Source organism: Amycolatopsis sp. cmx-4-54 (assembly GCF_046548895.1).
Classification (GTDB): domain Bacteria; phylum Actinomycetota; class Actinomycetes; order Mycobacteriales; family Pseudonocardiaceae; genus Amycolatopsis.
The window spans coordinates 57,853-71,433 of record NZ_JAEBEJ010000005.1; the positions used below are offsets into that span (position 1 = coordinate 57,853).

Sequence of the window (13,581 nt, forward strand, 5' to 3'; positions counted from 1 at the left end):
AATGACCATTACGAAGCGTAGGCGCGAAGGCGGTCCGCCCGCTCACCCTGACGCAGCTTCGACATGACCTCTCGCTCGATCTGCCGAACGCGCTCACGGGAGAGCCCGAAGTGCTTGCCGATCTGGTCGAGCGTGCGCGGCTGGCCGTCGTCGAGGCCGTAACGCAGCCGGATCACCTGGGACTCGCGGTCGTCCAGCGTCGCGAGCACGCGGCGCAGGTCGTCCTGGAGCAGACCGGAGATCACGGCGCTCTCGGCGTCGGTCGCCTCGGAGTCCTCGATGAAGTCACCGAGCGGGGCGTCCTCCTCGGTGCCGACCGGCATGTCGAGGCTCACCGGGTCACGCGAGTGGTCGAGCAGGTCGGAGATCTTGTGCGCCGGGATGCCCGATTCGGCGGACAGCTCCTCGTGGGTGGCGTCCCGGCCGAGCTGCTGGTGCAGGTCACGCTTGATGCGCGCCAGCTTGTTCACCTGTTCCACCAGGTGGACCGGCAGCCGGATGGTGCGTCCCTGGTCGGCCATCCCCCTGGTGATGGCCTGGCGGATCCACCAGGTGGCGTAGGTCGAGAACTTGAACCCCTTGGAGTAGTCGAACTTCTCCACCGCGCGGATGAGACCCAGATTCCCCTCCTGGATCAGGTCGAGCAGCGGCATCCCCCGGCCGGTGTACCGCTTCGCGAGCGACACCACGAGGCGGAGGTTGGCCTCCAGCAGGTGGTTCTTCGCGACGTGGCCGTCACGCACCAGGGCGGACATCTCCGAACGCCGCTTCGGCGTGAGACCCTCGGCCGTGTCGAGCATGTGCTGGGCGAACACGCCCGCTTCGATGCGCTTGGCCAGCTCGACCTCGTCGGCGGCGGACAGCAGCGCCGTCTTGCCGATTCCGTTGAGGTACACGCGAACGAGGTCCGCGGCCGGGCTCTGGGCGTCGAGGTCGGCGTCGGTGAGCGCCCCCGTGCTCACCGGCTCCTGGGTGGATTGCGCCGGGATACGGCGCTCGCGAATCCCGCGCGCTTCGCGTTCGAGAGTCTGGACTGACATTCTGCCTCCCCGGTCACGGGCTGAACGTGCTGCGGTCGTCCGCCGGGTCCGTCTCGGTGTAGCAGGCCCTGTGGAAAACCCGCTACTCCTCCTCGGCCCAGCTTGGCTGGACACTTGGCTCAACGCCGGGAGGTCCGAAAACGTTCCCGGCCGCTACAGAGGAGACGGGCGGCTGACCTGGGGCGTTGCTCCACCAACCCTGAGCTTTTCCTGAGAATGCCCGTGCCGGGGAGCAAGAACGTGGTCTAGACCTCTACGAGGAGGGTGAACGGGCCGTCGTTCACGCTCCGGACCGCCATCATGGCCCCGAAGCGGCCGGTTTCGACCCGTGCGCCGCGTTCGCGCAGCGCGTCGACGACGGCCGTCACGAGGGGTTCGGCGACCTCGGGCCGGGCGGCCGCCGTCCAGGACGGACGGCGGCCTTTGCGGGTGTCGCCGTAAAGAGTGAACTGGCTGACGACGAGCAGGGGAGCGCCGGTGGTGGCGCAGGACTCCTCGTCGCGAAGTATGCGAGCTTCGTGCAGTTTGCGGGCCATCACCGGCACCTTCGACACATCGTCGTCGACGTGGATTCCCAGCAGCACCAGCAAACCCGGCTCGCCGATGGCGCCGGTCACCTCGTCGCCGACGGTCACGCTCGCTTCCGTGACCCTCGCCACCACCGCCCGCATCAGACGGCCGGGAGGAGCATGCCGTGCCGGACCAGTTCCCGGACGACGGGCAGCGCGGCTTCGGCCAGCTCTTCGGGTTCGAGCCCCTGGGCGGCGGCCAGGAGCACGATCAGGTCCTCCAGAGGCAGCGCGCCCTGGCAGCCCGCGAGCAGCCGCGTCGCGAGTTCGTCCACTTCGTGCGACCACCCGGGACCGTCGGTGCGGTGCAGCCGCTGGACGGTCGTGGCCCAGCCTTCCTCGCCCGGCTCGGCGACACTCTCCAGGAGAACCGTTTCCGGGACCCGGAAACGGACGTCGAGGAGCGAATCGCCGTTGGAGCGAAGCCAATCCACCCGATCAAGCCAGTTCGCGGACTCGGCGCCCAGCGGGTCGTCGTAGGCCTGGCGCAGGTCTTCGCACACGATCGTCGGAGTCGCGCCGTCCGCCCGCCGAAGGGTGACGAAGCCGAACCCGATCCCCTGGACGTCGTTTTCGGCGAACCAGTCGAGCCACGCTCCGGATTTCGCGCGGCCCTCGGGGGAACGGGGGTCGATGCCCGCGTCACGCAGCCACGTGCCGACATACAGTCCCGGGTCCGCGATATCCCGCTGGACGAACCACGCGTCGGTCTCGGCGGGCAGCCAGCGGGTCACCCGATCGCCCCAGTCCTCACCCTTCACGTGCAGCCAGGACGCCAGGAGCTGACCGGTGCCGCCGTCGTTGAGGAACCCGGGCAGCTGCCGCACCACGAGGGCGCTGGCGTCGTCGCCCGCGAGACCGGAGTCGCGGTAGGTGTAATCGACCCGCGGCGGGCCGACCACGAACGGCGGATTGCACACGATCTGGTCGAACCGGCGCCGCGCGACCGGCGCGAACCATTCGCCCCGGACGAGTTCGACGTCCAGTTCGTTGAGCCGGAACGTCGCCGCGGCCAATGCCAGCGCGCGGGCCGAGACGTCGGTGGCGGTGACCTGCTTCGCGTGCCGGGTGGCGTGCAGCGCCTGGACACCGTTGCCGGTGCCGACGTCGAGCAGGCTGCCGACCTCGCGGCGGCTGGTGGCCCGGATCAGGCTGAGCGACGCGTGCCCGACGCCGAGCACGTGGTCCTCGGGCACGGTCTGGCCGAGGACGTCGGCGTCGAGATCCGAAACGACCCACCACGAGCCCTCGTCGTCGCCGTGCGGGCGGACGTCGAGGCCGGCGCGGTAACCGTCGGCGGCGGGCACGAGCAGCGTGGCGGCGACCGCGTCATCGAGAGACAGTGGCGCGAAGGCGGCCTCCACGTCCTTCTCCGGTTCGGTCGACCCCAGCAGGAACAGCCGGATCAGCGTGCCGAGCTCACCCGCGTCACGGGTCGCGCGATAGGCGAGTTCCGGTTCGCCGCGGCCGAGGGCGGCGTGCGCGGAGCCGAGGGCGCCGACCACACCGTCGGTGTCGTATCCCGTCCGGCGGAAGGCGTCCCGCAACCTCGCGCAGACGTCGTCGGACAGGTCGGGGAGGGCCGCTCGTGTGCTCACGGTGGGTAATACTGCCAGGATGAGGTTGTGAGCCTTGAGAGTGTCCTGGCACCGCTGCAGGCGGCGCTGCCCGGATTGGAAGACCTGTACATCGACCTCCACCGGCATCCGGAGCTGTCGTTCGCCGAAACCCGCACCGCCGCCGAACTGGCGAAGCGCCTGGAGGCCGACGGTTACGAGGTGCACACCGGCATCGGGCGCACCGGCGTGCTGGGCGTGCTGCGCAACGGGCCGGGTCCGAAGGTGATGCTGCGCGCCGACATCGACGCGCTGCCGGTCGAGGAGAAGACCGGCCTGCCGTACGCGAGCACCGCGCGCGGTGTCGACCCCGATGGTCGCGACGTGCCGGTGATGCACGCCTGCGGCCACGACATGCACGCCACCTGGCTCTCCGGCGCGGCCTCGCTGCTCGCGGCCGGCCGCGAACACTGGTCCGGCACGGTGATGGTCGTGTTCCAGCCGGGAGAGGAGGCGGGAGACGGCGCCGCCGGCATGGTTCGCGACGGCGTCTTCGAACCCGCCGGCAAGCCCGACGTCGTGCTCGGCCAGCACGTCGTACCCGGTCCGGCGGGCTGGGTGCTGACCAGGCCGGGGGTGATCATGGCGGCCACCGACGCGCTCCGCATCACCCTGCACGGCCGCGGCGGGCACGGCTCGCGGCCGGAGACCACGGTGGATCCCGCGGTGCTCGCCGCGTCCGTGGTGCTCAAGCTCCAGACCATCGTGTCGCGGGAGATCCCGGCGACCGAGTCCGCGGTGGTGACCGTCGGGTCGCTGCACGTCGGCACGGCGCACAACATCATCGCCGACCACGCCGTGCTCGAGGTCAACATCCGGTCGTTCGACCAGGCCGTGCGGGAGAAGGTCGTCGCGGCGGTCGAGCGGATCGTGCAGGGCGAGGCGGCCACCGCCGGCGCACCGAAGCCGCCGGAGATCGAGCGGATCGGCGCGTTCCCGGTCACCGAGAACGACGACGTGGCCACCGAGGAGCTCACCGCCGCCTTCCGTGACCATTTCGGTGAGGGCCGGGTGATGCCCGCGCCGCTGGTCACCGGCAGTGAGGACTTCAGCGAGTTCGGCCGCGCGGCCGGCGTCCCCTCGGTGTTCTGGCTGGTCGGCGGCATGGACGAGGGCAAGGTGATCGCCGCGATGACCGCCGGGCGCTTCGAACAGGACATCCCGTCGAACCATTCGCCGCTCTTCGCGCCGATCCCGCATCCGACGTTGTCGGCCGGCGTCGAGACGCTCGTGGTCGCGGCTCTGCACCGGCTCACCCACCCGGGTGTCGGATGAGCCCGGGGAGTGGGAGCATGGAAGCCGGAGGTGGTGCTGTGAACGCGCCCGCCCACGGTCCCGAACCGAGGGAACCCGCTCCGGTGCTAATCACCGAAGCCGCCCCGTCCTACGAAGACCAGCTGGCCAAACGGAAGCGGAAGTACATCATCATGATGTCGTTCCGCATCCCGTGCCTGATCCTCGCCGGGATCTTCTACGAGACCTGGTGGCTCGCGCTGGCACTGATCGCGATCTCGATCCCGCTGCCGTGGATCGCCGTCCTGATCGCCAACGACCGGCCGCCGCGCAAGAGCGAGAAGGTCAACCGCTACCAGGCCGAACCGACGCGGATCGAAAGCTCCGGTCATCAGGTCATCGACGGCGGCTGACCCGTTTCGCGCCCCCGCCACGTGACATGAAAGGCCCCTTCATTGCAAATTTTGCAATGAAGGGGCCTTTCATGTCAGTTTTTTCGCTACGGCTGCGGGCCCACCTTCGCCACCGCGCGGGCACCCAGCCGCGTCCCCGCCCGAAGCACCTCCACGGTGGACTCGCCGCGCAGCCACGCCGCGAGCACACCGGCGTCGAACGCGTCGCCGGCACCGGTCGAGTCGACGCACTCTGCGGGCTGGGACGGCACCGAGGTGATGGTGCCGCTCGCGTCCACCCAGCTGGCGCCGTCGAGGCCGGCGGTGACCACGACCTCGCCGACGTAGTCCAGCAGTTCCTTCGCCGCCTCGGGATCACTCGACCCGGTGAGCGCGACCAGTTCGCTGGTGTTCGGCATCAGCAGGTCGACACCGCGCACGTCGTCGAGGAAGGCCGCGGGATCGGTGATCAGTGTCGCCGCCTGCGGGTCGACCGACGTCGTCAGCCCGGCCTTCTTCGCCGCCGCCAGCGACGCGAGCGCGGCCGGCCGTGACGACGGGTACAGCAGGACGTAACCCGAGAGATGCAGGTGGCTCGCCCCGCGCAGCGCCTCCTCGGTGATGTCGGAAGGGCTGAACTTCGCGTTGGCGGCGCGGTCGGCGAGCATGCTCCGCTCACCGGAGCCGTCGACGAGCACCACGACGCAGAACGTCGGTTCCTCGGGGTCCACCGCGAACTCGCACCGGACGCCCGCCGCTTCCAGCTCGCTCTTCACCATGCGGCCGCCGGAATCGTCCCCGATCCGCGCGACCAGCGTGGTCTCCGTGTCCTCGGCCCGCAGCCACAGCGCGGTGTTCGCGCCCGCGCCGCCGCTGGTGAAGTGGACCTTCGCGCGGATGTCGCCGCCGTGCGGAATGGGGCCTTCGTGCCGTGCGACCACGTCCAGACCGACGTCGCCGACGACCACGATCCCGCTCATGCCGCGCTCTCCACGAGCGCGACGGCGACCGAAGTGGCCAGTTCCGCGTTGGACAGCACCAGCGCCTCGTTCGCGTCCAGGCTCACGCCTTCGCTGGCGGTGTGGAAGTGCTCCAGCAGCACGGGGGTGACGTCCTTGCCGTGCACGCCACGCGACTTGAGGAGTTCCAGCCCTTCGGCGAGCAGCCGGTCGTGCAGCTCCTTGTCCATTTCGGACGCTGCCGGGATCGGATTCGCCAGCAGGACACCGGAATTCGCGTGCGCCCGGTGGGCGGCGATGACCGAGGCGGCCTGCGCGGCGTCGTCGACCCGCCACGGCACCTCGAAGCCGGACGAGCGGAGGTAGAAGGCGGGGAACTCGCCGGTGCGGTAACCCAGCACCGGCACGGAGTTGGTCTCCAGCACCTCGAGGGTCGCGGCGATGTCGAGCACCGACTTCACCCCGGAGCAGACGACCGTGGTCGGCACCTTCGCGAGCACGCCCAGATCCGCCGAGACGTCCCAGCTGGCCGCCGCGCCCTGGTGCACGCCGCCCAGCCCGCCGGTGGCGAACATGCCGATCCCGGCCGCGGCGGCCAGCGCCGCGGTGCCGGCGACCGTCGTCGCCCCGGAGCGGCCGAGGCCGACGGCCGGGCCGATGTCGCGCAGGGAGAGCTTGTCCAGATCCGCGCCGGGCGCGCAGACGCGTTCCAGCTGCTCGCCGGTGAGGCCGATCAGCGGGACGCCGTCGAGGACGGCGATGGTCGCGGGGACGGCGCCGCCGTCGCGCACGACCTTCTCCAGCCGCCGGGCGACGTCGAGGTTGCGGCCGGGCGGGAGACCGTGGGAGAGGATGGTGCTCTCCAGCGCGACGACAGGGTCACCGCCGGCGAGGGCGGAGGCGACCTCTTCGTGAAGGGACAGTTGCGGAGTCACGGACGAACATCATCGGTGATGTGGGTCCGCGTCACGCCATCGGGTCAGTTCGTTCGCGAGGTTCCCGCGTGCCTTGCTCTCCCAGCGTGCCCGCGCGATGTCGCTGCGGTAGAGCCGCGGCCTGGCCAGCAGGTTCTCCAGCACGGCCGTGCGTCCCGCCCGCCAGTCCTCGTCGGAGTAGATCGAGTACTCCGCCCGGACACCGTTCGCGTACTCCTCGTAGCGCTCCGGCGTGGCACCGAGGATCGCGAGGTCGGCGTCGAGCAGCGCCGTCGCGAGGAGGTCGTTGTCCGGGGCGGAGTGATGGATCGTGCTCAGGACCAGCTCTCCGGCGCGTTCGACATCCGCCTCGGGGACGCCCGCGTTGGTGAGTTCGTCGCGTGTCCAGGCCGCGCTCGCCCGTTCGTCCTCGCCGGGACGGGCGTCGTACACGACGTCGTGCGTCCACGCCGCGACGGCGACGAGGGCTCGCTCGCGGGACCCCAAGCCGAAGGCGACGGCGAGGTCGCCGCTGTCGTGGGCGACGGCCGTGACGTGCCGGAGATCGTGGTAGCGGCGATGCGGTTCGGCGTAGCGCGTTCGGAGGTCGTTCCACGCGACGGCGGCGATGAGGTGATCGCCGCCGAGCCTGGTGACGGCGGTGGCCCAGTTCATGCCGGGAACACCCAACGGGTCGGGGAGCCCGAGAAATCCTTTTCCAGCATGCCGAACACCTTCCGTGGCCGGACCCGGATCGACGCGTTCGAAGCGGGGTCGAGCATGTCCATTCCGTACGTGGTCTCGTACTTGCCGTTCACGGCGTCGAGGAAGGTCCGCAGCGCGCCGGGATCGGTGACGATCTCGGCAGGACCTTCGAGCACCACGGGTTCATCAGGATCGCCGGTCGACACCGAGACCGCGGAACCGGCGGCGACGTTGCGCGCCTTGGCCGAGCGCAGCGAAGACGAGAACCACAGGGTGTCGCCGGTCCATGCCGCCCACACCGGCATGAGGTGCGGGCGGCCGCCGGGGGTGACCGTCGCCACCCAGTAGTCGTGCGAGTCCCGCAGCCGGGTCTCCGCCCAGGACCAGGGCAGCAGTCCGGTGCCCTCCCCGGCCGGAGCCGTCCCGTAACCCGGCATGTACGGCCTGGTCGCCGACGGTTCCGTCATCGCGCCTCCCTCAGTCGAAGATCCCGCGCGGTTTGGCCACCTCGTGCAGCCAGCCTTCGAGCTGCGGTTCCCACTGGAGCCGGTCCAGCGCCGCGTGGTCGACCTTGAACAGGCCGAGGAACTCCTGGCCACGTCCGCCGAACCCGCCGCTCTTGGACACCCGGACCCGTTTGGTCACCTCCAGCACGACCTGCGTCTCCGACGGCGAGGACAGAAAGGTCACCGCCACCGAGGTGAAGACGGGCGCGAACCGCGGCGAAGGGGTGAAGCGGATCTCCTGGAAGAACGGGAGCTGCTGGACGGCGCCGTTGATCCGGCCGCGTTCCAGCACGGCCTCGCGGAAGACGAAGCCTATCCGGCTGAAGGCGTCCAGGATCCGTTTCTGCGCGGGCAGCGGCTCGATCGCGGCGCCGTCGACGTCCACCGGGTCGGTGACGGAGTTCGCGATGTCGAGGCTGGTCTGCAGGCCGACGGCCATCCCGGTCAGGGGTTTGCCGAAGAAACTGGAGATCGGCGTCTCCCAGGGCAGGGCCACCTCGAACGGGATGCGGACCTGCTGTCCCGGCCCGATCCGCTCGTTGCCCGCCAGCTGCTGGGTGCCGAACTCGAGGTCCTCGACGCCGGGGCGGCGTTCGTCCGGGAGGGTGACCCGGGCGAGCAGCTTCACCGAGAGACCGTTGATCTCTTGATCGACTTCGCCGCCGAGCAGCAGGACCTCGCCGCGCAACGGGCGGCCGGGGGAGACCGTGCGGTCGAGCAGCCGGGCGTCGATCTTCGCCCCGCCCGAGCCGAACGTCGCGAGCACCTTCTGGAACATGGGCGAGATCCTGCCAGGTCGCCGATGTGCGCAGGAGTATTTGGGGCACAATGGAGGGGTGAGTACACAGACTCTTCCGAAGCCGGATACCCGTCCCGAGGGCACCGACGGCACCGACGACGACGCGCCGAAGATGTTCCACTACGTGCGCAAGAACAAGATCGCCGAAAGCGCGGTCATGGGCACGCACGTGGTGGCGCTGTGCGGCGAGGTCTTCCCGGTGACGAAGTCGGCGAAGCCCGGTTCGCCGGTCTGCCCGGACTGCAAGAAGATCTACGACGGCCTCAAGCCGGGCGACTGAGTGTCCGTCCGGTGTCCGAAACCGGACAAAATCTGAAAATCCTTCACATGGTGGCTGCCCGTCCCGGTCTTCGCTGGTAATCAGTACGCGCCAGCGAAAACCCGCCGGGACGGAGCCTTCATGCGTAGAACCGGGATCGTGCTCGCCATCGCCGCGTTGGTCGCGGTGTTCTCATCCGCCGCCGCCCAAGCCGTCACCGGCTGGACCACGGTCGGCTCGGACAACGCCCGCCCGCTCGACGAGGGCCAGGGGCTGGCCACCATCGAACGGCCGTCCGGGATGATCTACCGCTACACCGGGATCGCGACCGTTCCCGTGAACCTGTCGTCCCAGGGCTGGAACCACGTCGGCGACCCGGGCTCCGCGCAGGGCTGGTACGTCGAGCCGTACCAGCGCGACGACAGGGGAGCGAAGCTCTTCCGCGTCGAGTCGCCCACCGGGACGTGGGCGAACTACACGCACACGCTGGAGTCGTGGGAGGCGAACAACAACTCGTTCGCCGCCGTGACGCCCGACGCGCGCTGGATGGTCGCGGGCGAGTGGGGCACGATGGACCGGCTCCTCGTGCATCCGATGCCCGGCGTGGCGCACACGAATCCGTCGGCGAACCTGCCGTACGCGTCCGCGATCCGGCTCGACAAGCCGGTGCGGGACATCCAGGGCTGCGACTTCGTCACCGCGACCCGGCTGCTGTGCGCGTCCGACGATCCCGAAGGCTCGCTGTTCGGGACCACGAAACCGCTGCTGCAGGTCGACCTGTCCGGCGCGCTGTCCGGTTCGGACGTGACCGGGCGGGTGACGTCGCTGGGGCAGTTGCCGCTGAAGAGCACCTGCAGCGGGAACTTCGAGACCGAGGGCATCGACGTCGCCGCCGACGGGACCCTGCGGGTCGTCATGCTTTCGCCCTCGTGGTGCGTGGCGTTCGACAGCAAGACCTGGCGGTTCCGGAAGGCGTGACTCACGTGATCAGGGCCGTAACTCGCGTGATCGAACGCGTAACACGTCTGATCACGCGAGTTACGGCTTCGGTCACGTGAGTTGCGGGTTGCCGCGCCGCCGCCGAGGTTGCGAAAGCCACTTTCGCAACCTTGGATGTTGCGAAAGTGGCTTTCGCAACACCTTCGGCTTCAGCGAGCGTTCCTCCACTGTGGACAGTGCCTGATGTAGCTCAAGTGACTGCTGCGACTGGAGAGGCGCCGACTCGGCCGCGCAAGTACGTGAAGGCCCCCTTCACTGCGCTAGACGCAGTGAAGGGGGCCTTTACGTACTTGGTCCTGGCGCTCACGCAGTTAGTCGACTGAATGCGAAGCGCCCACGCAGTTGGTCGACTGAATGCGAAGTGTGGAAGGCACGCCGGGCGCCCACCCGGCCCCGGCGCGCCTTCCTCCCCCGCCCCCAGGTCTACGCGGCCGGCTCGGGCGTCAGCGTCTCGGTGGCCGGGGCCGAAGACCGGCGGGCGTCCTTCTTCGCGCGGCGCTTCTCTTTCCGCGTCTCGACCATCGTGTACAGCGTCGGCACCAGGATCAGCGTCAGCAGGGTCGAGCTGACCAGGCCGCCGATGACCACGATCGCGAGCGGCTGCCCGATGAACCCGCCCTGGCCGGTCAGCCCGAGCGCCATCGGGACCAGCGCGAAGATGGTCGCCGCGGCGGTCATCAGGATCGGCCGCAACCGTCGCCTGCCGCCTTCGACGACGGCGTCGGCGACGCTCATCCCCGAAGCCCGGTACTGGTTGATCAGGTCGATGAGCACGATCGCGTTCGTCACCACGATGCCGACGAGCATCAGCATCCCGATCAGCGCGGGCAGGCCCAGCGCGGTCCCGGTGGCCAGCAGCAGGCCGATCGCGCCGGTCGCCGCGAACGGGATCGACACCAGCAGGATCAGCGGCTGGATCAGGCTGCGGAACGTCGCCACCATGATCAGGTACACGATCGCGATCGCGGCCAGCAGCGCGAGGAACAGGTTCCCGAAGGCCTCCTGCTGGTCCTCGCTGACGCCGCCGAGCTTGTACGCCGCACCGCCGGTGAAGTTCAGTCCGTCCAACTTGGACTGAATGGCCTTGGTGGTGGCGGCCAGATCCGCGCCGGTGTTCTTGGCGGTGACCGTGGTGCTCAGCTCGCCCGAGGTGCGGTGCACCGCGGCCGGTCCATCCACTGTGGACACGTTCGCGACCGAATCGAGCCGGACGACGCCGGTCGCGCTCGGGATCGGCAGCGCCTTGACCGCGTCGACCGACACCGGGGCCGTGCCCGCGCGCAGCACGATGTCCGTGCGCCGGCCGTCGACCGGCAGCTGGGTCACCGTGCGGCCGGCGATGGCCTGGTTCGCGATCTGGCCGATCGTGGTCGCCGAAAGCCCGCTCGCGGCGGCCTTGGCGGCGTCGACCTCGACCTGCACGCGCGGCGAACCCTGCGCGAGGTCACTGGTCACCTCGGTCAGATCCGGGACGCCGGACAGGGCCTGGCGGACCTGCTCGGCGGCGGGCTTCAGCGCCGCTTCGTCCGGTGCGGTGACGGTGATCGAGATCTGATCCGAGTTGAACCCGCCCGCTTCGGCGCCGATCTTGACCTCGCCGAGTCCCGGCCCGCTCAGCTTGCCCCGCAAGCGCTCGGAGAGCGCGTCGAGATCGGTGTCCTTGGCGACGGTGGCCTGGATGTTGGTCGCCATCCCGCCGCCACCGAAGAAGCCGCCCCCGCCGATGCTCACCTGGTAGGTCTCGACGGCGGGTTCGGCGGCGAGCGCCTGCTCGACCGCGCCGGCTGCCTTCTCCTTGGCCTCGGAACTGGTACCGGGGGGCAGTTTCTGCGAAAGGCTCAGCGTCGTCGAGCCGGACTGGTCGAGGAAGTTGGTGTTCAGCTGTGAGGCCAGTCCGACCGTGCCGCCGAAGATGATCAGCGCCAGCAGCACCACGGTGACGCGGCGCCGCGTGGCGAATCGGATCACCGGAACGTATCCGCGCTGCAGCAACCCGCGGCGTTCCTTGTCCTCGGCGGCCTGGCGCGTGAACTCGGCCTCGTGCTCGTTCGCCGGGGTCTTGGGCGGCTTGAGGAACCAGTACGCGAGCACCGGCACGATCGTCAGCGACACCAGCAGTGAAGCCAGCAGTGCCACGGTGACCGTGATCGCGAACGGCGAGAACAGCTCGCCGACGAACCCGCCCACGAAGGCGATCGGCAGGAACACCGCGACCGTGGTGAGGGTGGACGACGTCACGGCGCCCGCGACCTCGCGCACGCCGTCGAGGACCGCGCGCTGCTTCTCCTCGCCGTACGCCAGATGTCGTTTGATGTTCTCCAGCACCACGATGGAGTCGTCGACCACCCGCCCGATGGCGATGGTGAGCGCGCCGAGGGTGAGCAGGTTCAGTGACAGATCGCCGGTCCACAACGCCAGCAGCGCCACGACCACCGACAGCGGGATCGACACCGCCGTCACCAGGGTGGAGCGCACCGACATCAGGAACAGCAGGATCACCAGGACCGCGAACGCCAGCCCCAGCAGGCCTTCGGTGGTCAGGCCGCTGATCGCGTCCTTGACCGGGGTGCCCTGGTCGAACACGACGCTCATCTCGGCGCCGATCTTCTTCGACAGCTCGGGCAGCCTGTCCCGTACCGCTTCCGAGATCGCGACCGCGTTCCCGTTCTCCACCATGGTGATCGAGAGGCCGAGGCTCGGTTTCCCGTTGGTGCGCGTGATCGACGTCGGCGGCGCGAACCCGGCCTGGACGTCGGCGACGTCACCGAGCTTCACCGGTTCGGCCTGCGCCCCAGGACGAGAAGCCGGCGTCAGGTACAGGTTCTTGATCGTGTCCACTGTGGTCGGTCCGCCGCCGACCTGGACGGTGAGCGTCTTGTCGCCTTCGGTCAGCGTCCCGGCCGGGACGGCGGCACCGGCGGTCTGCAGCGTGGTGGCGATCGACGACGGGTCGACGCCCGCGGCGGCCAGCTTCGCGTAGTCCAGCGCGATGGTCACCCGCGGCTGCCGCGCACCGGTCACCTCGACCTCGCGGACACCGTCGATCTTCCGCAGTTCCGGCGCGACCTCCCCGGTCAGCGCGGGCGCGAGCGCCTGCGGGTCACCGGTGGTCCCGGCGGCGAGCAGCACGACCGGGAGGTCGTCGGTGGATCCCGCCGACACCGACGGCTCGCTGTTCTGCGGCAGCCGTGCCTTCAACCCGTCCACGACGCGCTGGATCTGCCCGACCGCCGCGTCGATGTCCGTGCCGAACTCGAACTGCGCGGTGATCCGCGAGAGCCCCTCCGACGACGTCGAGCTCAGCTCTTCGAGCCCCTTCAGCCCCTGCAGCCCGCCTTCGAGCGGCTCGGTGACCTGACGGTCGACCGCGTCCGGCGACGCGCCCGCGTACGGCGTGATGACCTGCGCCTGCGGGAACTGCAGTGACGGGAACAGCTGCTGCTTCAGCTGTGGCAGGGCGAAGGCGCCGAAGCCGATCACCACCAGGGCGAGCAGCCCGATGAGACTTCGGTTGCGCAGGCTCAGTCTGGCCAGCGTGGACATGGCGGTATCCCCCAGGAAATGGCTCGGGACGGGCGGGTTACCGCGAG

At 69.8% G+C, this 13,581-nt stretch carries 13 protein-coding genes; 4 read left to right on the top strand and 9 right to left on the bottom strand.

The genetic code is table 11. The features are described 5' to 3' along the window. Positions 1–8: 8 nt before the first annotated feature. From ACLJQ7_RS17490 to ACLJQ7_RS17500, 3 genes are all read right to left on the bottom strand, one after another. Positions 9–1,040, bottom strand: a complete 1,032-nt coding sequence (locus ACLJQ7_RS17490) for a sigma-70 family RNA polymerase sigma factor (RefSeq protein ID WP_125675322.1) — start codon at positions 1,038–1,040, stop codon at positions 9–11. Positions 1,041–1,285: 245 nt separating this feature from the next. Then, complete coding sequence (gene dtd, locus ACLJQ7_RS17495) at positions 1,286–1,711, bottom strand: D-aminoacyl-tRNA deacylase (RefSeq protein ID WP_410649266.1); 426 nt, start codon at positions 1,709–1,711, stop codon at positions 1,286–1,288. Then, complete coding sequence (locus ACLJQ7_RS17500) at positions 1,711–3,207, bottom strand: methyltransferase (protein WP_410649267.1); 1,497 nt, start codon at positions 3,205–3,207, stop codon at positions 1,711–1,713. The genes dtd and ACLJQ7_RS17500 overlap by 1 nt, the downstream gene beginning before the upstream one ends. A gap of 27 nt (positions 3,208–3,234) precedes the next feature. Between ACLJQ7_RS17500 and ACLJQ7_RS17505 the strand changes: the two genes are divergently transcribed. Both ACLJQ7_RS17505 and ACLJQ7_RS17510 read left to right on the top strand, forming a co-directional pair. After that, a complete protein-coding gene (locus ACLJQ7_RS17505) occupies positions 3,235–4,500 on the top strand; it encodes an amidohydrolase (RefSeq protein WP_410649268.1) in 1,266 nt (421 codons plus the stop codon). A 17-nt stretch (positions 4,501–4,517) separates the two neighbouring features. Continuing rightward, entirely contained in the window at positions 4,518–4,871 is a 354-nt protein-coding gene (locus ACLJQ7_RS17510; RefSeq protein ID WP_410649269.1) for a DUF3099 domain-containing protein, read from the top strand. A gap of 86 nt (positions 4,872–4,957) precedes the next feature. On the opposite strand, the gene ACLJQ7_RS17515 is transcribed toward ACLJQ7_RS17510, so the two are convergent. From ACLJQ7_RS17515 to ACLJQ7_RS17535, 5 genes are read right to left on the bottom strand one after another with little or no spacing between them, the layout of a single operon-like run. After that, on the bottom strand, positions 4,958–5,830 hold the full coding sequence (locus ACLJQ7_RS17515; protein ID WP_410649270.1) for a carbohydrate kinase family protein: 873 nt from the start codon (positions 5,828–5,830) through the stop codon (positions 4,958–4,960). After that, a complete protein-coding gene (locus ACLJQ7_RS17520) occupies positions 5,827–6,744 on the bottom strand; it encodes a pseudouridine-5'-phosphate glycosidase (RefSeq protein WP_410649271.1) in 918 nt (305 codons plus the stop codon). The genes ACLJQ7_RS17515 and ACLJQ7_RS17520 overlap by 4 nt, the downstream gene beginning before the upstream one ends. Before the next feature lie 9 nt (positions 6,745–6,753). Continuing rightward, positions 6,754–7,398 (bottom strand): hypothetical protein, encoded by a 645-nt coding sequence (locus ACLJQ7_RS17525; protein ID WP_410649272.1) that lies wholly within the window; start codon positions 7,396–7,398, stop codon positions 6,754–6,756. Beyond that, on the bottom strand, positions 7,395–7,895 hold the full coding sequence (locus ACLJQ7_RS17530; protein ID WP_410649273.1) for a PPOX class F420-dependent oxidoreductase: 501 nt from the start codon (positions 7,893–7,895) through the stop codon (positions 7,395–7,397). The genes ACLJQ7_RS17525 and ACLJQ7_RS17530 overlap by 4 nt, the downstream gene beginning before the upstream one ends. A 10-nt stretch (positions 7,896–7,905) precedes the next feature. After that, a complete protein-coding gene (locus ACLJQ7_RS17535; protein WP_410649274.1) occupies positions 7,906–8,712 on the bottom strand; it encodes a sporulation protein in 807 nt (268 codons plus the stop codon). A gap of 58 nt (positions 8,713–8,770) precedes the next feature. On the opposite strand from ACLJQ7_RS17535, the gene ACLJQ7_RS17540 reads away from it, so the two are divergent. Both ACLJQ7_RS17540 and ACLJQ7_RS17545 read left to right on the top strand, forming a co-directional pair. Then, positions 8,771–9,013 (top strand): DUF3039 domain-containing protein, encoded by a 243-nt coding sequence (locus tag ACLJQ7_RS17540; RefSeq protein WP_005164469.1) that lies wholly within the window; start codon positions 8,771–8,773, stop codon positions 9,011–9,013. Positions 9,014–9,133: 120 nt separating this feature from the next. Next, a complete protein-coding gene (locus ACLJQ7_RS17545) occupies positions 9,134–9,970 on the top strand; it encodes a hypothetical protein (RefSeq protein ID WP_410649275.1) in 837 nt (278 codons plus the stop codon). Positions 9,971–10,414: 444 nt separating this feature from the next. On the opposite strand, the gene ACLJQ7_RS17550 is transcribed toward ACLJQ7_RS17545, so the two are convergent. Continuing rightward, on the bottom strand, positions 10,415–13,534 hold the full coding sequence (locus ACLJQ7_RS17550; protein WP_410649276.1) for an efflux RND transporter permease subunit: 3,120 nt from the start codon (positions 13,532–13,534) through the stop codon (positions 10,415–10,417). Positions 13,535–13,581 lie beyond the last annotated feature (47 nt).